At 43.7% G+C, this 19,688-nt stretch carries 18 protein-coding genes; 10 read left to right on the plus strand and 8 right to left on the minus strand.

What is annotated here, in order from left to right; translation table 11 throughout:
- The first annotated feature begins 125 nt into the window (after nucleotides 1-125).
- The 5 genes from dnaA to H4K34_RS00025 all read left to right on the plus strand — a co-directional run bounded on the left by dnaA (nucleotide 126) and on the right by H4K34_RS00025 (nucleotide 6,481).
- Nucleotides 126-1,556 (plus strand): chromosomal replication initiator protein DnaA, encoded by a 1,431-nt coding sequence (gene dnaA, locus H4K34_RS00005; protein WP_210758785.1) that lies wholly within the window; start codon nucleotides 126-128, stop codon nucleotides 1,554-1,556.
- Between the two features lie 79 nt (nucleotides 1,557-1,635).
- Entirely contained in the window at nucleotides 1,636-2,037 is a 402-nt protein-coding gene (locus H4K34_RS00010; protein WP_210758786.1) for a response regulator, read from the plus strand.
- Nucleotides 2,038-5,247: a PAS domain S-box protein gene (locus H4K34_RS00015; RefSeq protein WP_210758787.1), complete on the plus strand. Its 3,210-nt coding sequence runs from the start codon at nucleotides 2,038-2,040 to the stop codon at nucleotides 5,245-5,247. It begins immediately after the preceding gene.
- Nucleotides 5,248-5,304: 57 nt separating this feature from the next.
- A complete protein-coding gene (locus tag H4K34_RS00020; protein ID WP_246452158.1) occupies nucleotides 5,305-5,769 on the plus strand; it encodes a low molecular weight protein-tyrosine-phosphatase in 465 nt (154 codons plus the stop codon).
- Nucleotides 5,756-6,481 carry an SAM-dependent methyltransferase gene (locus H4K34_RS00025; protein WP_210758788.1) on the plus strand — a complete coding sequence of 242 codons (726 nt, stop codon included), beginning with the start codon at nucleotides 5,756-5,758 and terminating at the stop codon, nucleotides 6,479-6,481. The genes H4K34_RS00020 and H4K34_RS00025 overlap by 14 nt, the downstream gene beginning before the upstream one ends.
- A gap of 278 nt (nucleotides 6,482-6,759) precedes the next feature.
- Here H4K34_RS00025 and glyA read toward each other — a convergent pair whose 3' ends face one another.
- Complete coding sequence (glyA, locus tag H4K34_RS00030) at nucleotides 6,760-8,034, minus strand: serine hydroxymethyltransferase (protein ID WP_210758789.1); 1,275 nt, start codon at nucleotides 8,032-8,034, stop codon at nucleotides 6,760-6,762.
- Nucleotides 8,035-8,104: 70 nt separating this feature from the next.
- Here glyA and fahA point away from each other — a divergent pair, with 70 nt between their 5' ends.
- On the plus strand, nucleotides 8,105-9,382 hold the full coding sequence (gene fahA / locus H4K34_RS00035; protein WP_210758790.1) for a fumarylacetoacetase: 1,278 nt from the start codon (nucleotides 8,105-8,107) through the stop codon (nucleotides 9,380-9,382).
- A 79-nt stretch (nucleotides 9,383-9,461) separates the two neighbouring features.
- Nucleotides 9,462-10,850, plus strand: a complete 1,389-nt coding sequence (locus H4K34_RS00040) for an alpha-amylase family glycosyl hydrolase (protein WP_210758791.1) — start codon at nucleotides 9,462-9,464, stop codon at nucleotides 10,848-10,850.
- Here the strand turns inward: H4K34_RS00040 and H4K34_RS00045 are convergent.
- Nucleotides 10,831-11,844, minus strand: coding sequence for a WD40/YVTN/BNR-like repeat-containing protein (locus tag H4K34_RS00045; protein ID WP_210758792.1), 1,014 nt, complete (start codon nucleotides 11,842-11,844; stop codon nucleotides 10,831-10,833). The genes H4K34_RS00040 and H4K34_RS00045 overlap by 20 nt on opposite strands.
- Nucleotides 11,845-12,064: 220 nt before the next feature.
- Between H4K34_RS00045 and H4K34_RS00050 the strand changes: the two genes are divergently transcribed.
- Nucleotides 12,065-12,787 carry a pirin family protein gene (locus H4K34_RS00050; protein ID WP_210760508.1) on the plus strand — a complete coding sequence of 241 codons (723 nt, stop codon included), beginning with the start codon at nucleotides 12,065-12,067 and terminating at the stop codon, nucleotides 12,785-12,787.
- A gap of 57 nt (nucleotides 12,788-12,844) precedes the next feature.
- Here the strand turns inward: H4K34_RS00050 and H4K34_RS00055 are convergent, their stop codons facing one another.
- Genes H4K34_RS00055 through proC form a run of 3 tightly spaced genes read right to left on the minus strand, consistent with a single transcriptional unit; the run spans nucleotide 12,845 to nucleotide 15,656 of the window.
- Nucleotides 12,845-14,044, minus strand: a complete 1,200-nt coding sequence (locus H4K34_RS00055) for a glutamate-5-semialdehyde dehydrogenase (protein WP_210758793.1) — start codon at nucleotides 14,042-14,044, stop codon at nucleotides 12,845-12,847.
- Between the two features lie 14 nt (nucleotides 14,045-14,058).
- Nucleotides 14,059-14,847 (minus strand): glutamate 5-kinase, encoded by a 789-nt coding sequence (gene proB / locus H4K34_RS00060; RefSeq protein ID WP_210758794.1) that lies wholly within the window; start codon nucleotides 14,845-14,847, stop codon nucleotides 14,059-14,061.
- 2 nt (nucleotides 14,848-14,849) lie between these two features.
- Nucleotides 14,850-15,656: a pyrroline-5-carboxylate reductase gene (proC, locus tag H4K34_RS00065; RefSeq protein WP_210758795.1), complete on the minus strand. Its 807-nt coding sequence runs from the start codon at nucleotides 15,654-15,656 to the stop codon at nucleotides 14,850-14,852.
- Between the two features lie 302 nt (nucleotides 15,657-15,958).
- Between proC and H4K34_RS00070 the strand changes: the two genes are divergently transcribed.
- Together H4K34_RS00070 and H4K34_RS00075 are read left to right on the plus strand one after the other, a co-directional pair.
- A complete protein-coding gene (locus H4K34_RS00070) occupies nucleotides 15,959-16,534 on the plus strand; it encodes a methyltransferase domain-containing protein (RefSeq protein WP_246452160.1) in 576 nt (191 codons plus the stop codon).
- 25 nt (nucleotides 16,535-16,559) lie between these two features.
- Nucleotides 16,560-17,060 carry a phosphoribosyltransferase family protein gene (locus tag H4K34_RS00075; RefSeq protein ID WP_210758796.1) on the plus strand — a complete coding sequence of 167 codons (501 nt, stop codon included), beginning with the start codon at nucleotides 16,560-16,562 and terminating at the stop codon, nucleotides 17,058-17,060.
- On the opposite strand, the gene H4K34_RS00080 is transcribed toward H4K34_RS00075, so the two are convergent.
- The 3 genes from H4K34_RS00080 to crtD are packed head-to-tail and all read right to left on the minus strand — an operon-like array spanning nucleotide 17,053 to nucleotide 19,671.
- Nucleotides 17,053-17,562: a sterol desaturase family protein gene (locus H4K34_RS00080; RefSeq protein ID WP_210758797.1), complete on the minus strand. Its 510-nt coding sequence runs from the start codon at nucleotides 17,560-17,562 to the stop codon at nucleotides 17,053-17,055. The genes H4K34_RS00075 and H4K34_RS00080 overlap by 8 nt on opposite strands.
- Nucleotides 17,559-18,203, minus strand: a complete 645-nt coding sequence (locus tag H4K34_RS00085; RefSeq protein ID WP_210758798.1) for a carotenoid biosynthesis protein — start codon at nucleotides 18,201-18,203, stop codon at nucleotides 17,559-17,561. Before H4K34_RS00085 ends, H4K34_RS00080 begins: the two co-directional genes overlap by 4 nt.
- Nucleotides 18,193-19,671, minus strand: coding sequence for a 1-hydroxycarotenoid 3,4-desaturase CrtD (gene crtD / locus H4K34_RS00090; protein ID WP_210758799.1), 1,479 nt, complete (start codon nucleotides 19,669-19,671; stop codon nucleotides 18,193-18,195). Before crtD ends, H4K34_RS00085 begins: the two co-directional genes overlap by 11 nt.
- Nucleotides 19,672-19,688 lie beyond the last annotated feature (17 nt).

Raw genomic sequence — 19,688 nt, forward strand, 5'->3', positions numbered from 1 at the left:
TGATTTTTTTTATCACTTTTTTCTACACATTTTTGTCCCTGTTAAGGGGGAGGGATGATCTCGGCAGCCCGTCATACATTTTACCCTGAAAAGAAACTAAACGCAAAGCAATTTAACTACAACGCATGGAGCTGACTGCAAAGACAGTTTGGGATAATTGTCTGTCTTATATCAAAGACAATATTTCCCCTCAGAGTTACAAAACCTGGTTTTTGCCGATCAAGCCCTTAAAGCTCAAAGATAATGTCTTGAGTATTCAGGTGCCTAGTAAGTTTTTCTATGAATGGCTCGAGGAAAACTATATCAAACTCCTGAAAAGCGCGATCACGCGAGAGCTTGGCGATGATGCCAAACTGGTTTACAGCATTGTGATGGAAAACACCTACGGTAATAGCAAGCCTTATACCGTGAAAATTCCATCCAGTAACCGTGGTTCTTTAAAAAATCCAAAGGTGAATATGCCTATGGAAATCGGTGAAAACGGTGTTAAGAACCCATTTATCATTCCTGGCCTGCGTAAGGTTCACGTAGAATCGCAGCTTAATCCAAACTATACTTTCGACAATTTTGTTGAAGGAGACTGTAATCGCTTAGCCCGCTCTGCCGGTTATGCCGTGGCTAAGAAACCTGGTGGTACCTCCTTTAACCCTCTTTTGCTTTATGGCGGTAATGGATTGGGAAAAACCCATTTGGCGCATGCCATTGGGATTGAAATCAAAGATCGTTATCCGGAAAAAACCGTGCTCTACGTTAGTGCTGAGAAATTCCAGCAACAATTCGTAGAAGCAATTCGAACCAACAACAAAAACGACTTTTTGCACTTCTATCAGATGATCGATATTCTGATTGTTGATGATGTGCATTCATTTGCCGGAAAAGAGAAGACTCAAGACGCCTTCTTTGAAATTTTCAATCACCTGCATCAAAATAGTAAACAAGTAATCCTTACCTCAGATCGCGCACCCGTTGATCTGCAAGGAATGGAACAACGCTTATTATCTCGTTTTAAATGGGGATTAAGTGCCGACCTTCAAGTACCCGATTTAGAAACGCGAATCGCTATTCTAAATCAGAAATTGTACAATGACGGGGTGGAAATGCCCGCCGATGTAATCGAATACCTCGCCTATTCTATTAATTCGAATGTGCGTGAATTAGAAGGAGCTTTAATCTCCTTACTCGCACAGTCTTCTTTAAATAAGAAGCGCATTACTGTAGAATTAGCGAAACAGATGATCGATAAATTCGTGAAGAACACCACTCGCGAAATCAGCATCGATTACATCCAAAAGGTAGTTTGCGATTATTTTGATATGCCAATCGAGCTCTTAAAATCTAAGACTCGTAAAAGAGAAATTGTACAGGCCCGTCAATTAGCTATGTACTTCTCTAAACAACTAACCAAAAACTCACTGGCCAGTATTGGTGCCCAATGTGGAAACAAAGACCACGCAACGGTGCTTCACGCCTGCCGGACTGTAAATAATCTTACCGAAACGGATAAACGTTTCCGCACTTATGTGGAAGACCTTCGGAAGAAATTGACCTTGAAATAATAAAAGCCCCGTACAGGGGCTTTTTATTTTGGTACCACATTCACTTTTTGACTAATTTAGAAGTGAATTTTTTCAAAGCATGACCATAAACCATTATTGGATTGTAGATGATGATCCCATTGCCCGAGTGCTTATTCGCAAGAAAATGAGCAATGAGGGTTTATGTGAGAAATTTTCAGAGTTCCAAAATGGACAGGAAGCTTTAAAAGCTTTAAAAGAAGCGGAAGAAAACGATACTCCAGATCTTATTTTTCTGGACTTAAATATGCCCATCATGGATGGCTGGGAATTTTTAGAAGAAGCGAGACACAAACTAGAGAATGTGCATGCCAGAGTGGCCATTCTGACCTCCTCTATCAGTCCCGATGATTGGGACCGTTCCCAAAACATTCCCGGTGTTTCTTGCTTCCTCAATAAACCACTTAATACGGCTGAACTTCTCAATCGAATAGATTCCAGCAGTCGGCCCAATTCCATTTAAGTGCATTTCCTAGCCGGATTAGATATTGAACAAAGTGATGGAGCGCAGTTTATTCTGCCTGAAGAAGCTGCCAAGCGAGTTTTAGCCGCCAGCCTGGAATCCGGCGAAGATCAACTCTGGGTTTTACACTCCGATTTAGCTAAGCTTCCCTCCGCTCTTAAAGATTGGGCTTATTCTGTATATGACTTCCCCTTAAATGGACATAGTGATTCAGCAGAACCTAAAAAGGCTGCTTATCGCGAAGCTCTGCTTTTTCAAATTCAACATCGGGAAAATTCACTCTTAGCGCAGGTCTTAGACCAAAGTAGCAGTGGCATACTGGTTTTCTCCGGTCAAGGTATTTTACTCTACGCCAATCAGAAAGCGGAGCATTGGCTGCCCTCTTTAAAGCAGTTACCGCTGGGCTTATTGAATATTGATCAATTTCAATGGCTTCAAAATGAGCAAGAATTTCCCTTTTCAGCCATTCCCGAAAATGAAAGCCTGGGAATTGGTCAACTGAGTTTGGATGGTGAAAAGCTGAATCGAAAACTGAATTTACAGCATCGCATTTTGCAATGGAAGAATCAGAAGTTCCGCTTATTGGAATTGGATTCTGCTACTGAATTACAGCACTTGCATGAACGATTGCATCAAACTGAGATTACCAATCAGTTATTACTGGAGCGCAGCCTGGGTGCCTATTCCTTAACTAATCATGAAAATACTATCACCTTTCTGAGTGGAGAGGTTGAAAAAATATCAGGTTACCAACCTGAAGAAATTGTTGGCATGTGTTGCTTGGATCTGGCCCATCCGAAAGACCGTCTTCGCAAGGAAAACGCGCTAAACGCCATCCACTATCAACACATGGCTCAGCAAGAAGTTAAATACCGATTACACCATCGCAGTGGTCGCTACCGTTGGGTAAAGGCTACCATGATTAATCATTTTGATACCCCTGGTATTGAGAGCATTGTAACGGTGGTTCAGGATATAGATGAACAGGAAAGAGCGCAACGCGATTTGATAGATAGCAACCATCGCTTCCGTTGGGCCAGCCGTGCTACTAAAGATGTAATTTGGGATTGGCATTATAAAGTGGGGAAGATTGAATGGGGCGAAAACCTCAGTGAGATGTACGGCTGGGATAGCCATGAACTGGATAATCCCGATAAGTGGCTCAGTCATATCCCCAAAGAAGATCATCAGAATATCCAAAATAGTCTGGATGAAGCCTTTGAGCAGCGCTCAGAAACCTGGGAATGTCGTTATCGCTTTCAAAAGAAGAATGGTGACTGGGCTTATATTCTCGACCGTGGCTATATCGAACGAGACCTGATGGGTAATGTGCTCCGCATTATTGGGGCCATGCACGATTTTAGTGAGCGATATCAATATGAGCAGGAACTCCAAAAAGAAAAACAAAAATTCAGGCAATTATTTGAAGGCTCCTTAATTGGAGTTGCTATGCTCGAATTGCAAAATACTCGTTGGCAAGATTGTAATCAGGCCTTATTAAATATGCTGGGCTTCAAGAAATCAGAATTCCTGGCCAAGAGTCTAATTGACCTCATTCCTGAATCAGAGCTTGAATTACATCAGCAAAAATTACGGGAACTCCGCTCCTTGCAACCAATTAAGACCTATCAAACGCTATTGCTTCGCAAAGATCTAGGCACTACCAAAGTGGTGGTCTCGGCTTTCACCACTCAGGATGAAGCCAAGCGTCCTATTGCCTGGTTCCACTTTTTGGATTTAGGTCCCATTGAAGAAAGTAATAAAGCGCTGGTGGAAGCCGAGTCTCGCTTTAGACAGTACATTGAAAAGGCCTCAGATATTTTTGTTACCCTAAACAAAGACGGCTTTATAGAGTACATCTCCCCTAATATCCTTCAATTAGCGCAGTATCGTCCGGCCGAACTTATGGGGCAGGCTCTAACCGACTATATCCATCCCAAGGACTTGGTTAAAACTCGCCTCACTTTTATCAAAGCTTACCGTAAATCCGAAAATGCCGGCCGGGCTGTATTCCGATTAAAATCTAAAGACGGTGAATGGTTATGGCTTGAAGCTAATGGTCGTTTTCAGGATCGAGAAGGAAAATTAAAAGCCTTCATCAATATTCGTGATATCCGAAAGGAACATGAGATTGAAAGTCAGCTAAGAAAGCTTTCTCTGGTGGCCAATAGAACCTCCAATGGCGTACTGATTGTAAATGCCAAACATGAAGTAGAATGGCTCAATCAGAGCTTTAAACGCATGAGCGGCTACAGCCTGGAAGAAGCGAAAGGTCGCCGAATGGAAGATCTGTTACATGGACCGGCTTCATTAAAAACGGATCATGGTCGCCTCAACGACTTTCTCAATACGGGTAAGCCATTCCGATTGGAGAACATCAATTATAAAAAGGATGGCAGTGAATATTGGGTAGAAAGCATCGTAACCCCAATTTACGATGAGGGAGGCCGCTTGATAAATTACATTTCCATTGAATCGGATATTACCGAAAGGAAGCAGGAGGAATTGGATTTCCAACGCAATTTGCAGCTGATCTCTGAGCAAAATGAGCGACTACAAAGCTTTGCTCATATAGTATCACACAATTTCCGCTCCCATGGATCCAATATTCAGCAATTGATTCACGAGCTCAACGTAACCCAGGATCAATTACTTAGGGACGAATTATACCGCTATCTCGAAGTAAGTGCAGAAGGTTTGATGCAAGCTTTAGATGAACTATCCAGCATTTTAGAGGTAGAATCAGCCTCAGAGCTACCTACCGAGGAATTGGAGGTTCTCACCTATTGCGAGCGAGTTCGGCAAATCCTTTCTCGCCCCACCATGGAGATTAATGCCGAATTGCAATTTGATATTCCCGAAGGCTTTTGTTTAAAGTTTTATCCAGCCTATTTGGAAAGTGTGCTCTTCAACTTAGTGAGTAATGCACTGCGTTATCATGATCCGGAGAAGGATCCCTGGGTAAAAGTTTGGGTGGAAGAGAGTGATCACAACAAACATCTTTTTGTTTCCGATAATGGTTTGGGAATCGATTTGGAAAAATATGGCAATCAACTCTTTAAGTTTAAACGCAGTTTCCATAATCATCCCGATAGCTCAGGAATCGGACTCTATTTAATTCGCAGTCAGATAGAAAGCTTGGGGGGTGAAATTACCGTTCACAGTATAGTGGGCAAAGGCACAACCTTTAAAGTTAGTCTGCCAAAATAGAGGCAAGTCTTGGAGGATGCCTGCTATAAAACGTACCTTTAACCAAAGATTTTTTTCGTGAAGAAAGTACTGATGGTTTGCCTGGGAAACATTTGTCGCTCTCCCTTGGCTGAAGGTTTATTGCGTTCGAAAGTTAATCCTGATGAAGTGGAAGTAGACTCGGCTGGCACCGCGGCTTACCATGTAGGAGAAGCCCCGGATATCCGCACGATAATGACCGGCCGTAAACATGGAATTAATCTATCCAGCTTAGTAGGTCGGCAATTCAAAACTGTTGATTTTGATTACTTTGACCGTATCTATGTAATGGATCACTCTAACTTAAATAATGTTTTAAATATGGCTCGAAATGAGGCTGACCGCGCCAAAGTGGACCTCATTTTAAACGAAATAAAAGCCGGTTCTAATCAAGATGTTCCCGATCCCTATTACGGAGGGGATGAAGGCTTTGAACAGGTCTATCGATTATTGGATGCTGCTACAGATACGATCGTAGAAAAATTGAAGGATGGAAGAATCTAATAATCCCAAGGGAAAGCTCTATTTAATTCCTTCCTTAATGGGTGAAATTGAGCCCCTGGAAGTGCTGCCTTTATCGGTTAAGAAAGTAATAGACCTCTGCGATCATTTCATTGTAGAAAATGAAAAATCGGCGCGCGCCTTTATTAAGCGGGTGCTTCCCTCCAAGCATCAACCCGACCTCGTACTTTATACCACCAATAAGTTTTCAGATCCGGCTGATTATCCTTCCTACCTGGAAGCAGCACGCAATGGAGAGCATATTGGATTGATCTCTGAAGCTGGGGCACCGGGAATTGCAGATCCGGGCGCAGAAATCATTAGCCTTGCTCATAATGAAGGCATTCGAGTAGTTCCCTTAGTGGGGCCCTCCTCTATTTTCATGGCGATGATGGCCAGTGGCATGAATGGCCAAAGCTTTGCCTTTAACGGCTATTTACCTATTGATAATCAGGAGCGTAAAAAGCAAATTAAGAATTTAGAAAACCTGAGTCGTAAAACCGGGCAAAGCCAAATTTTCATGGAGACTCCTTATCGAAATGATAAGCTCATGAAGGATTTAATTAGCATTTGTCATCCCGATACCCGACTCTGTGTGGCAAGAGAAGTCACCACTTTAGAGGAGTATATCCGCACCCAACCTATCTCATGGTGGAAGAACAATTTACCGGAATTGGAAAAACGTCCGGCGATCTTCATTCTTAGTGTGGAGTAAATTATGGATCGAATTGCAAATTCACTTTGCTTCAACACAGAGACAGAGAGGTAAAGAGGTACACAGAGAAAATTTGGAAGTGGAATAATTTGGTTTTCAATCGTATTTCACAAACGACCAACTGCTAGCTACCATCTACCCCAGCGGCCAATACACTCTTCCTTGTCCACCATCCACTCTACCGTCTAAAGTCTATCGTCTAAATTCTATAGATCGAATTTGCAATTCGATCCAGCTTACCAACGACCAACGACCAACGACTAGCTACTAACTACCAGCTACCAATTAAACAAGGGATATCCCTCCATCATTTCATTCACCTCCTGAGCAACGGCTTCTAGATTTGCCTCGTCTTCAAAATTGCTGATCACGCGGTCGATAAGCTCCGCTACTTTCTCCATATCCGCTTCTTTCAGTCCACGGGTGGTGATTGCAGGCGTTCCTAAGCGAATACCGCTGGTTACAAAGGGAGATTTATCATCAAAGGGCACCATGTTCTTATTCACGGTGATATCGGCTTGCACAAGCGCATTTTCGGCCTGCTTACCGCTGATGTATTTATTACGAAGGTCAATCAACATACTGTGATTGTCGGTGCCTCCAGAAATAATCTGGTAATCTCGCGCTACAAGAGCAGCAGCCAGGGTCTTAGCGTTCTTCTGAACTTGTAAGGTGTAATGCATAAATTCATCCTCCAAGGCTTCACCGAAGGCTACCGCTTTAGCAGCAATCACATGCTCCAAAGGACCACCTTGAGTACCGGGGAAAACCGCAGCATTCAAAATTTGACTCATCATCTTCACCTGACCTTTAGGCGTTTTTTCGCCCCATGGGTTTTCGAAATCTTTACCCATTAAGATCATTCCACCACGAGGACCACGCAGGGTTTTATGGGTGGTGGTAGTTACAATATGACAATGAGGAATAGGATCACTTAATAAACCTTTGGCAATTAAGCCGGCCGGATGTGAGATATCCGCTAAAAGCAAGGCGCCAACGCTATCGGCGATTTCCCGGAAACGGGCAAAATCCAAATCACGACTGTAGGCACTATATCCCGCAATAATTAATTTGGGTTGTTCCTTGGTTGCGATTTCAGCAATGTTATCGTAGTTCAAGCGACCGGTTTCCTTCTCAACCCCGTAAAAACAAGTTTGGTAGGTTTTACCACTAAAGTTAACGGGCGAACCATGGGTAAGGTGACCACCATGTGAAAGATCGAAGCCCATGATTTTATCACCAGGCTTGAGGCAGGCTAAAAATACCGCAGCATTGGCCTGAGAACCGGAATGCGGTTGCACATTGGCATATTCAGCACCAAATAATTGTTTAGCTCTTTCAATGGCAATGGTCTCTACTTCATCTACTACTTCACAGCCTCCATAGTAGCGCTTTCCTGGAAAACCCTCGGCGTATTTATTGGTTAGAACCGAGCCCATGGCCTGCATTACCTGGTCACTAACAAAGTTTTCTGAAGCAATTAATTCGATGCCTTCCGTTTGACGTTCACGTTCTTGTTGGATGAGATCGAAGATTAGAGAATCCTTATACATACCTTAAGTTTTGACGCTAATTTTTCTGCGGTGATGAATCTTAGTAATATTGCCCAAAATTAATCCAAATATGCTCACAGCAAACGACCCGTCGCGTAAGTCTTGGATTGAAGTTCCAACAGGCAGCGACTTTCCTATACAAAACCTTCCCTTCGGCGTTTTTTTAGCGAATGATGATCATGTATCGATCGGCAGTCGTATTGGGAATACAGCTATTGATTTAGCCGCCCTTCATCAACTAGGCTATTTTGAAGGCATCATTCTTCCAGAGGATGTGTTCTTGCAAGATACGCTCAACGACTTTATCACTCTGGGAAAACCTACCATCCGCCAGGTTCGCAATCGACTTGCGGAAATCTTTGATGTAAACAACGATCAATTGCAATCCAATGCAGATCAGCGTGAGGTGGTGCTCTTCCCGGTAGAGGAATTGCAAATGTTGATGCCGGTATTCATTCAGGATTATACCGATTTCTATTCCAGTCGTGAGCATGCCACCAATGTGGGGATTATGTTCCGTGGTAAAGAAAATGCCTTGATGCCCAACTGGTTGCATTTACCGGTAGGATATCATGGTCGTAGCTCTTCCATTATTGTATCCGGAGAAAATATTCATCGCCCCATGGGTCAGATGTTACCTCCCGGAGCCGAAGCACCGGTATTTGGGCCATCTAAAGCAATGGACTTCGAATTGGAGATGGGCTTTATCACTACCGATGGTAAGCCTTTAGGAGACCGCATCAGCACCGGTGAAGCTGAAGATTATCTTTTTGGAATGGTGATCTTTAATGACTGGAGTGCACGTGATTTACAGCGTTGGGAATACGTGCCTTTAGGACCATTCTTAGGAAAGAACTTCGGATCTTCTATCTCTCCCTGGGTGGTAACTTTTGATGCTTTGGAGCCTTATCGTACGGCCCGTCCTAAGCAAGAAGAGCCCAAGCCTCTGCCCTATTTAGAATGTGCTCCCAATACTTCTTACGATATCCAATTGGAAGTATACTTGCAGCCGGAAGGTGGTGAAGAAAACCTGATTTCGGAGAGTAATCATAAGTACTTGTATTGGACCATGGTGCAGCAATTAGCCCATCATACGGTAAACGGCTGTAATATTAATGCCGGGGATTTAATGGCTAGTGGAACCATTTCTGGACCTGAGCCTAAAAATTATGGCTCTATGCTCGAATTAAGCTGGAAGGGTGATAAGCCTTTAAAATTGAGCGATGGCAGCGAACGTAAATACCTTTTGGATGGTGATACGGTTATCATGAAAGCTTTCTGCGACAACGGAACCCAGCGTATTGGCTTTGGTGAAGTACGCAGTAAAATCCTACCCGCGAAAGCATAATATTGTAAAAAATACACTAAGTATAGAGGCGCTTTGAGCGCCTCTTTCTATTTTTGGTATTTGCCCAAATATCAAGGAATTGAAAGTATTTAAATATCTAAGTCTGGCTGCATGCCTCAGCTTCATTGCCTGTTCAAAGGATGAAGATCCTATTAAGTCTAATGTCACTCTTCCCGATCCAGAACCCGTAGATGATGGTTTTTACGGTCAGCCATTCAATGGCATGCCCACCGATGTAAATGATCTGGTTTTATATGAGGTAAATATTCGTGCCTTTTCGGCGGATGGCGATTTAGATGGCGTTACCGCGCAATTGGATAGCATTCAAAAAATGGGGGTTAATGTGCTATGGCTCATGCCGATTTATCCGGTTGGGCAAGTTAACAGCATCAACTCACCCTATTGTGTACGCGATTATACGGGAGTAGCCAGTGAATATGGCAGTTTAGAAGATCTGCGCGAATTGGTAGATGCCGCCCATCAAAGAGGGATGTCGGTAATTCTCGATTATGTAGCCAATCATACTTCCTGGGATCATCCCTGGATCACGGAGCATCCGGATTGGTATACCCAGGATGGCAATGGTAATATTGTAATTCCTCCGGGCACCAATTGGCAAGATGTGGCCGACCTCAATTTTGAAGTCGATTTCATGCAATTGGCGCAAATTGAAAGCTTGAAATACTGGATTCGGGAGGCTAATATTGATGGTTTCCGCTGCGATTATGCCAATGGAGTTCCTTTCGAATTTTGGCAAAGAGCCATTGACTCCTTAGAGGCTTATCATCGCACTAAGCTTCTAATGCTGGCCGAGGGTGATCGCTTTAATCATCTCATTGCCGGATTTGATCTGCGCTTTAGCTGGGCCGCTTATGCCAAATTAAAGGAGGTATTTGCCGATGGCCATGCGGCTAGCGAACTCAGTACTCTGCATCAAAACGAGTACAATGTCATTGTAGGCAATCAAGGGATTTTACGCTTTAGCACCAATCATGATGAATCTGCTTGGGACGCCACCCCTGTGCAGCTCTTTGGCAGTCAGCAGAGTGCGGTAGCAGCCATGGTCGCCACCACTTATTTAGGCGGGGTGCCACTCATTTACAGCAGTCAGGAAGTAGGTCGCAACCGTACTCTAGCCTTTTTCAGTAATGATCCTATCGACTGGAGTGCTAATCCTGAGGTGAAAAAGCAGTACCAGCAGTTCATGCAGATTTATGCCTCTGAAGCCGCAGCCAAGGTGCAGACGATTACGGATTACAGCTCCCAGGATGTATTGGCTTTTACCAAGACAAAGGATGGCGAAGAATTGCTGGTGCTGGTTAACTGCCGCAATAATGCAGTGAGCTATAATGTGGATGCGGGATTAAGCGCTGGCAATTGGACCGACCTTATGAACGGACAAAGCCTACAGCTTAATTCTACTTTGAACTTAAATGCCGGCGCCTACTTTATTTATAAGCGAAATTAAAGCGGGCGATACGTCCCTTAGGACCGCTTAACCATGGCCCCTGGCAAGTATAAAAACCTTCGGAGCTATACAGCCAGTTCTTACCATTATCAAAGGAATAGGCCATTCCAAAGCGTGAGCATAGCACAATATGCGATCCTTGCCATTTTACGCAAGACCAGTAGCGTTGACTTAAAGGTTTAGGAAATGGAACAGGCTCCCAGCTTTTTCCGGTATCTATAGACCAAAGCAAGCTTTGCTTGGATAAAGAATCAGCGCGATAATCTCCGCCGCCAATTAAGAGGGTATCAGCGTTTTTCGCATCAATACTAAATGCTCCCTTAGATGCTCCTCCATCATTCATGGCTAAGAAAGCTTTAAGCGATTGCCCCTTATGCTTGCCTAAAATTCGAGCTTGGCTTCCACCCAAAACAATGGCCCATGAATCTTGACCAAAACAATGTAGGCAGGTACCGGAAGCGGCAAAACCGCCTTGCTTTGGACTTACTTTTAATTCGGGGATAGTATCCCATTTTTGCCAGCTTTTACCGCCATCCTTAGTTTCGATAATAGTGATATGAGATTCTTGCGCATCCGCGAAAGCTAAACCTCTTTGGGCATCCCAAAAATCAAAGGCATCAAAAAAAATACTGGGACTGTCGTCTCTAAAGCATTCTTGCCAGCTCTGCCCCGCATTTTCGGTTCGCAATATCAAAGCTGGTGAACCCGCACTGAGAATGATAGCCGTGGAGTCGTCGATTGCTTCGATATCACGCCATAGCACTCCTTCATAGCCTTTGGGACTGCGGTTCTCCCAATGATTAGGCAAATTAAAATACCATACCTGGGACTGATCACTGGCCAGCCAGATACTACTGTCGTTTAGCACTGATAGTGCACGAAAATTATTACTAGAATCGGGACATTGAAAAAGACTGAAATCTTCATTTTGGCCATTCAGGCTTAAAGCCGAAAGACTAAACAGGGAAATGAGCAGCAAGGCTTTATTCATCATCTTCATATTGATTTGCAAGAAAAAGAAATTCTTTGTACTTTCGATGTTGTAACATTGAAATAATATGAAACGAAGTAAATTTTTAAAATCCAGTGTTTTAGGTCTTGCCTCTTTGTCGATGATTCGCTTGAAAACAGAAGACCAAATCAGTGAAAAATCTACTAACTTAATAGACCCGAATCTGGGCTTTAATCATTTACCCAATCCAAAGACATACCCCATGAAAAACTCACTTTTAATTAAAGCCGATTCCCGCGGTCATGCTAATCATGGCTGGCTAGACACTAATCATACCTTCAGTTTCGCTAATTATTACAATCCGGAGCGCATGCATTTTGGCGTCTTAAGGGTTATTAATGACGATTATATCGCCGCTGGAGCAGGATTCGGAACGCATCCCCATGAAAACATGGAAATCATCACCATACCCTTTGAAGGCGATTTGGAACATAAAGATTCCATGGGCCATAAGGAAGTAATTAAACACGGTGATGTGCAGGTAATGAGCGCTGGTACCGGGATTTACCACAGTGAATACAATGCGAATAAAGACAAAGCCGTAAAGCTTTTCCAGATTTGGGTTTTTCCAGATAAACGCAATGTAGAACCACGCTACGATCAGATTACTCTGGACACCAGTAAAATGAAAAATCAGTTTATGCAGATCCTGTCTCCCAATCCTGAGGATGATGGTGTTTGGATTCACCAGAATGCCTGGTTTGATATGGGTGATTTTGAAGCTGGGAAAAAGCTAAATCACAAGCTCCGCGCTCCACAGAGCAATGGTGTTTATGCCATGGTAGTTGATGGTAAATTCAAGATTAATGGTCAAGAATTAGAATACCGCGATGGCCTGGGCCTCTGGGAAATTAATGAGATTGAAATTGAAAGTCTCGAAAAAGGCCGACTACTATTAATGGAAGTCCCCATGCAATTGAACTAATAAAAAAAGGCACCGCAATGGTGCCTTTTTTTATGTTTCGCTTTCGTAAATCAGGGTTTATACCCGCACCTGGCCATCGCCATATACATAGTATTTATTGGTCACCAATTGCTTTAAGCCTAAGGGTCCGCGGTGATGCAGTTTATCGGTACTTATCGCTAATTCGGCGCCTACGCCCATCGCTCCCCCATCGGTAAAGCGCGTGGAGGCATTGTGGTATACAGCAGCGCCATCTACCTGCTCCATAAATTTTTGAGCAAGCTGTCCATCTTCGGTAAGAATGGTCGCAGAGTGGCCACCCGAATACCGATTAATCTTATGAATAGCCTCGGCATCATCATCCACCAGGGCAATCACGGCTTTTAGGGCTAAAAACTCTTCATACCAAATGGCTTGATCTTCCACTAGTTTGGCTTCAGGCAATAGCTTCTTGCTGCTATCATCGGCCCAAATTTCTACTCCGGCCTTCTGCAATTCACTTTGCAGTTTAGCTACCAGCGCAGGTAAATGTGGGTGTTCTCTATGAATCAAGATTTTATCCAAAGCATTGCAAGCCGAAATCTTGTGGGTCTTGGCATTTAGTAAAACGCGAATGCTTTTCTCAGGATCGGCATCTTGTGCCAAATAGGCAAAGTTATTTCCGCGTCCGCTAACCAATACAGCGCAGGTGGCATGTTCCTTCACAAATTGTATTAAGCGCTCTCCCCCTCGGGGAACAATTAAATCCAATTGTTGATCGGGTTTACGCAAGAAGTCCTGGATTTCTTGGCGATTCATCTGTAAAAACTGAATCCAATCTTTATCTAAATTGTTTTCAGCCAAAGCTTTATGCCAGCAATCCACCAAAGCTAAATTGCTGTGCAAGGCCTCCTTACCCCCTTTTAAGAGAATGCGGTTATTGGCTTTAAAGGCCAGCACGGCCGCTTCGATGGTTACATCCGGGCGACTCTCATAAATGATCATAATAGTACCAAAGGGAGCAGTTTTATTGAGGATGCGCAATCCATTTTCAATCTCGCGCTCTTCCTTCACCAATCCCACCGGATCTTCTTGCCCTTTCACTTGCTCCAGAGCTTGAATCATGCCTTCTATCTTTTGATCATCTAAAACCAATCGATCGTACAAGGCCTGATCATCACGATCAAAGGCATCTAAATCCTTTTGATTTGCCGCGAGTATGATTTTGCGATCTTCATCAATGATGCGCATCATACTGGCTAATACCTGATTCTTCAAATTTGTATCGAGTAATTCCATTTTGTTGTTCTTTTCTAGTCAATAATTCGAGTTCCTATTTCCTTACCATCCACGAGGTCTACGATCACGCCAGCGCGTTTACCATTGGCAATAAAGGTGGGAATGTCCTTTTTCGCGGTTTCTTTGGCTACACCTAATTTGCTTTCCATCCCGCCACGACCTTCGGCTTCTCCTTTATTGGTTTCCTGGATGTATTGCTCCACATTTTGATCGGTAGTTACATTGCGAATCAAGCGACTATCCTCATCATCCGGATGACCGGTATATAATCCATCGGTATCGGTTAAAAGAATAAGCATATCCGCATTTAAGAGCTCTGCCACTAAACTGGCCAACTCATCATTATCGCTAAACATGCTCATGCTCAGGCTTACCGCATCATCTTCATTGGCAATGGGAATTACGCCCTGAGAAAGCAGGCCTTCATAACAGTTGATCATGTTTTCGCGGTGCTTACCGGGGCTAAAATCCCGCTTGGTAGCCAATACCTGAGCGCAACGCATACCGTATTCGTGGAAAATACTGTAGTAGTGACGCATCATTCGCGGCTGACCAATAGCCGAAAAAACCTGTCGGCGGATAGTGGGATCATCAATAGTACTGTCCATTACTTCCATCCCGGCGATTACCGAACCGGAGCTCACCAAAATGGTCATTATATCGCGTTCATAAAGTTCTGCGATCTGATCCACCAAACCTCGTAGAATAGGGCTTACAATGCGATTGTCCTTATTGGTCATCACATTGGTACCCACTTTAACTACCACGCGTTTTACGTGGGAATGATCTCTTGATTCACCCATTTTTATGATTCTTTACCCAGTTCAACGGCACGATTAAAGGCAGCATAAGCCGCTTCTTTAATCAAATCTTTCACATTATTGTCCTCCATGGAATCGAGGGCGGCTCGAGTGGTTCCTCCTTCGGAGGCTACCTTGTCCATCCATTTCTCTGGGGTCAGCTTATTGCGTTTAAATAGCTCAATCGCTCCTTCGAAGGTGGTGCTAACCAATACCTTAGAATCGTAATCACTAAAACCCATGTCTAAAGCAGCTTCCAGCATACTCTGCATAAAATAGAATACATAGGCCGGTCCAGAACCGGAAATACCAGTAGAAGCATCAATATCATTTTCACTGTCGAGACGCACGGAACGACCAGTAGTATCGAGTAAGCTCTCTACGGTAGAAAGCTCCAGGCGGGAAACTTCATCCGAGGCGGTAAAGGAGGTTAAGCCCTTCCCTACTTGGGCCGGTAAATTGGGCATCGCCCGCACTACTTTTTTAATATTCAAATGGTCTTGGATGGTTTTGATGGTAACCCCCGCCATAATGGAAATCACGATTTGATCCTCCACCATGTGTTTTTTCAGTTTAGTGAAAAGCTCATCAATATGATAGGGTTTTACCGCTATAAAAATGATATCCGCCAAGGGGGCACAGTCGGCGATATCATCATAAACTTCAAAGTGACTTTTTTTACGCAGCTCCTGGGTTTTCTCAGGGGCATTGTCGGAAATCAGCAGATCTCCTTTTTTTAGGTGTTCGGATTTGGCAATAGATTCTGCGTAGGCGAGGCCCATATTGCCCGCGCCTATAACTAATACTTTCATTAGATGTTTTTGATTAGTAAATGTGGATTGCTTTTTAGCAAGTACACATAATGGTACAAGCATCATGCGAAAATTGCTATTCACTAAAAACAAGTTGTTTTAAAGTAAAAAGTTCATTTTTCATGCAGATTTGACGCATTTTCACGTAAAATGACATCATTTCTATTCATTTTCACTAAAAATCAGAATCTCTATTCACGTCAGATTTGCGCATTTTCCTGCAGGATCGGCAGCTAATTAATTTGGAATTTTGAGAACATTTTGGGGTCTGCCGACTTAGGTTTGCGGATTGAATAATTGCTATGAAATTAGATCAGGCTTATTGGGAGCAATGCTATGTAAATCATCAAAGCCCTTGGGATATGGGCAGTGCTTCTACTCCACTTATTAGTTATTTGGAAAAGCAAAACCGCGATGCTTCGATCTTTATTCCCGGAGCTGGTAGGGCCTGGGAAGTAGATTGGATGCTGGAACAGGGATTTACTGACATAACTGTTATCGACCTTAGTAGTACTGCCTTGCAGGAAGCAATGGAACGGATTCCTCATTCAGACCAAGTGAAATGGATTGAAGGCAATTTCTTCGAACATATCGGGCACTACGATTTAATCATGGAACAAACCTTTTTCTGTGCTCTGGATCCGCAATTACGTCCGGACTATGCTTTAAAAATGAAATCTCTATTAAAAGAGGGCGGAAAATTATTTGGCTTGCTTTTCAATTTCCCATTAAGCACGGAAGGCCCGCCCTTTGGGGGCTCCAAGGCCGAATACCTTAATTTGTTTCAAAGTCAATTCAAGATTCATCATCTGGAAATCTGCTATAATTCAATTAAGCCCAGAGCGGGCCGTGAATTTTTCCTAGAGCTGGAAGCTTGATGTATCTTTGCTCAAAATCATTTCCATGGGCGGCAGTACCGAGGTTTTAAACCACAAGCAAGTTGAAGATCGTATCCAACGCATAGCCTGGCAGATCTACGAAGAGTTCCACAATGAAAAGGAAGTCGTATTGGCGGGCATTGCCGACCGCGGTTTTTATTTAGCTCAAAAGCTATATGAGCATTTGCAAGAGATTGCCGATATCGAAATCCGCATTAGTAAACTGAGCTTCGATAAGGATCATCCTCTGGATACCGAGTATCAAATGGAGCCTGCCATGGATCTCAATGATCGCAATATCGTTTTGGTGGATGATGTTTTAAAATCTGGCGGTACCCTTATTTACGGTGTACGCTATTTCCTTGATTATCCGATTAAAGCCATGAAAACCGTGGTGTTGGTAGATCGCAATCATAAGCGCTATCCGGTGAAAGCCGATTTTAAAGGCCTTTCCTTATCTACCTCCATGCAGGAGCATGTGAATGTACAGATCGAAGAAGCGCCTTATTCCGTGCGTGTTAGCTAAGACTGGTCTGGGCCATTCCGCTGCTTTTGGCTCTTTTTCGCTTACGTGCTTCCCGCTCGGCGCGCAGGTATTTGGGATGAATGATTAGCATACCAAAGCTTTCCCCTTCTTCTTTTCCCAGATGCTTATGATGCATTTTATGGGCTCGTAAAATGGCTGCCAAATAGAGGTTATCGCTGTTTTTGAACCATTTAAAGCGGCGGTGAATAAAAACCTCATGCACAAGAAAATAGGCCAAGCCATATACGGCGATCCCTGCTCCAATTGAAGGCGCAATCCAGGAGCCGGCCATCATCCCCAGCATAATGCACAGCCAGGATGGAATGGCAAAAATGAGAAAGAAGGTATCATTGCGTTCAAAGAAACCAGGCTCCTTAACGTGATGATCCTCATGGAGTTTCCATAAAAATCCATGCATCACGTATTTATGGGCAAACCAAGCCACAAATTCCATAAACCAAAAGGTGGCAAATACGATTAAAGCAATCCAGTACCAGGTCATATTAAGATATTGAGCATCATGAAAAATAGGGCTATCAAAACTAAATACCAGCGAGCTAAGGCCTGATCCGCTTCAAGCTTGAGACGGATAAACAAAGCTTGCATTAGCATAGCAACCCCAAACCAAGCTAAATAGTTCTGTGGTGGAATCTTATTTCCTTCCCATTGCCAAAACCCTAATTCGGTACAAAGGGGTTCAATAAAGAAGTCAAGGCCCACCATTAAGGCCGCACCGATTAATATTCTGACTAATTTAGATGAACTCCAGCGCTTTGCCCATAAAGCAGAACTATAGGCCAAAAGAAACCAGTTTACCCCAATTAATAAGGGCACCGCAATCAGTTTAGGTCCCAAATTATGCAGATAGGCATAATTACCAAATGGAATACCTGTTTGGGTGCCCAATACTTCTACTCCATAGCCAATCCCAATGCAGAGCATGGCATAGATTCCTAGCTTGGGCAGTTCCTGCTTGCTGCTGGCCCCAAAAAAGAGCAGAGCCGCTAAGATTAAGTTTAGAGGGGTAAAGCCGGCAAAAAAATCACGATCGCCATAGCTGATAACCCAAATACCGAAGAAGTGCACAAAGGCCAATAGTCCCAATCCGTATTTACGGCTTAATAGCTGAAAGCTAGTTTGCATAATCTTCTTCAATTAGATTGGCGGTGATTTCGGCTCCCATCAAGCAAAGCGGAATACCACCACCGGGATGCACCGATCCACCACAAAAATAAAGGCCTTGCAAATAGCGACTAAAATTGGGGTGGCGTAGAAAAGCCGAGAAAGTATCGTTAGATCCGGCACCATAGAGGGAACCCTGATAACTGGAAGTGCGACTTTCAATTCGACGGGGATCCAGATAATCTTCATATTCGATTAAGGACTCAATATCTACATTGAGGCTGGCACTGAGCTTATCTAAAACCTGCCGACGAACTTTGGGAATTAAGGCATCCCAATCTTGCCCCGTATTGCCAGGCGCATTTATAAGGATAAACCAATTCTCGCAGCCTTCCGGAGCATCGCCCTCCCCTTCTTTAGAAGAGATATTTAGATAAATAGTGGGATCATCGCCAATGGTCTGCTCTTGAAAAATAGCCTTGAACTCCTGCTCATAGTCGGCACTGAAAAAGATATTGTGCAAATCCAATTGGGGAAATTCCTTTTTGATACCCCAATAAAAGATTAAGGCGGAGGAACTTCGCTCCTGCTGCAAGGTTTTCTCGGGGGCTTTTTCTTGGGGCATCAAGTACCGATAGGTGGGCACCACATCCATATTGCTGATGATGACATCCGCCTCATGAATTTCATTTCCCACTTGAACAGCATAGGCTTTAGCATTTTTGCTAAGTATGCGCTCTACTTTAGTATTGAAGTGAAATTCCACCCCTAAATCGAGGGCCAATTGATAAATGGACCGCGCTATTTGATGCATCCCACCTTTAGGATAAAAGGTACCGATATTATGCTCCAAATGCGGAATGCTACTCATCACCCCTGGCGTTTGAAAGGGATCACTGCCATTATAGGTAGCAAAGCGATCGAAGAGCTGCACCAATTTAGGATGCTGCAGCATTTTATGGTTATAGCGATGTAAGCTACCTCCCAAACCCAGTCGGGGCATACGAATAATGGAGGCTAGGGTATCCCGATGCAAATAGGATTTAAAGCGATGTAAACTGCGCCGGAGGAATACCTTTTCGGTATAGCGGTAGATAAAGGCCGAACGCTTTAAATAGCTCAGAAGCTTTTGAGCGGGCACCTGCAATCTGCTTTGAACTTCTTCGGCGAAAGCCTCCTTATCCGCATAGGCCTTAATAAAGGTGCCATCCGGCCAAAAATAGTGGCAGGCAGTATCTTTCTGATAATAGTTGAAATAATCGCGCGGCTCCCTACCACAATCGTGAATTAATTGATCGATTAACTGAGGAAGGGTAAATAAAGAAGGTCCGCTATCAAAGCGGTAGCGCTCGTCGCCAATTAGGCCCAACTTCCCTCCTGGCTGGGCTGAGGCTTCAAAAACCTGCACCTGATAACCCTTGGATGCCAAGCGCGCCGCGGTAGCCAGGCCAGCGATACCACTACCAATTACAATTGCTTTATTTGCCATAGTTCAATTCCGATATA

The sequence above is a fragment of the Croceimicrobium hydrocarbonivorans genome, from assembly GCF_014524565.1.
Taxonomy (GTDB): Bacteria; Bacteroidota; Bacteroidia; order Flavobacteriales; family Schleiferiaceae; genus Croceimicrobium; species Croceimicrobium hydrocarbonivorans.

Excerpts from the sequence above, each read along its gene's own strand:
- dnaA (WP_210758785.1), top strand. The coding sequence starts at position 126 with ATGGAGCTGACTGCAAAGACAGTTTGGGATAATTGTCTGTCTTATATC.
- H4K34_RS00010 (WP_210758786.1), top strand. The coding sequence starts at position 1,636 with ATGACCATAAACCATTATTGGATTGTAGATGATGATCCCATTGCCCGA.
- H4K34_RS00025 (WP_210758788.1), top strand. The coding sequence starts at position 5,756 with ATGGAAGAATCTAATAATCCCAAGGGAAAGCTCTATTTAATTCCTTCC.
- glyA (WP_210758789.1), bottom strand. The coding sequence starts at position 8,034 with ATGTATAAGGATTCTCTAATCTTCGATCTCATCCAACAAGAACGTGAA.
- fahA (WP_210758790.1), top strand. The coding sequence starts at position 8,105 with ATGCTCACAGCAAACGACCCGTCGCGTAAGTCTTGGATTGAAGTTCCA.
- H4K34_RS00045 (WP_210758792.1), bottom strand. The coding sequence starts at position 11,844 with ATGATGAATAAAGCCTTGCTGCTCATTTCCCTGTTTAGTCTTTCGGCT.
- H4K34_RS00050 (WP_210760508.1), top strand. The coding sequence starts at position 12,065 with ATGAAAAACTCACTTTTAATTAAAGCCGATTCCCGCGGTCATGCTAAT.
- H4K34_RS00055 (WP_210758793.1), bottom strand. The coding sequence starts at position 14,044 with ATGGAATTACTCGATACAAATTTGAAGAATCAGGTATTAGCCAGTATG.
- proB (WP_210758794.1), bottom strand. The coding sequence starts at position 14,847 with ATGGGTGAATCAAGAGATCATTCCCACGTAAAACGCGTGGTAGTTAAA.
- proC (WP_210758795.1), bottom strand. The coding sequence starts at position 15,656 with ATGAAAGTATTAGTTATAGGCGCGGGCAATATGGGCCTCGCCTACGCA.
- H4K34_RS00070 (WP_246452160.1), top strand. The coding sequence starts at position 15,959 with ATGAAATTAGATCAGGCTTATTGGGAGCAATGCTATGTAAATCATCAA.
- H4K34_RS00075 (WP_210758796.1), top strand. The coding sequence starts at position 16,560 with ATGGGCGGCAGTACCGAGGTTTTAAACCACAAGCAAGTTGAAGATCGT.
- H4K34_RS00080 (WP_210758797.1), bottom strand. The coding sequence starts at position 17,562 with ATGACCTGGTACTGGATTGCTTTAATCGTATTTGCCACCTTTTGGTTT.
- H4K34_RS00085 (WP_210758798.1), bottom strand. The coding sequence starts at position 18,203 with ATGCAAACTAGCTTTCAGCTATTAAGCCGTAAATACGGATTGGGACTA.
- crtD (WP_210758799.1), bottom strand. The coding sequence starts at position 19,671 with ATGGCAAATAAAGCAATTGTAATTGGTAGTGGTATCGCTGGCCTGGCT.